This is a genomic window from Pseudomonas persica (genome assembly GCF_900291015.1).
GTDB lineage: Bacteria > Pseudomonadota > Gammaproteobacteria > Pseudomonadales > Pseudomonadaceae > Aquipseudomonas.
On record NZ_OLKL01000400.1, the window covers coordinates 1 to 233 of the forward strand.

Consider the following 233-nt stretch of genomic DNA (forward strand, 5'->3'; position numbering starts at 1 on the left):
CGCCAGCAAGGCCTGGTCGCCTTGCCCGAAGACCTCGGCATCCGCCGCACCGACGCCAGCCGCGAACTGCTGGCCGCGCGCAGCATCGCCGACCTGGTCGAATGGTCCGGCGGCCTCTACAACCCGCCTGCACGGTTCAGGAGCTGGTGATGAAAGCACTCGACTTGCAACCGCGTGGGATTCTTCGCGAGCACAGGAATAGTGATCCATTTGAAGATTGCGCGGTCCCTGTG

1 protein-coding gene is annotated in these 233 nt (G+C 64.4%); it reads left to right on the plus strand.

From position 1 onward, the window contains the following. The coding region (locus tag FQ664_RS27045) for a malonate decarboxylase subunit alpha (RefSeq protein WP_144176021.1) at positions 1-150 on the plus strand (150 nt) is incomplete at its 5' end. Positions 151-233 lie beyond the last annotated feature (83 nt).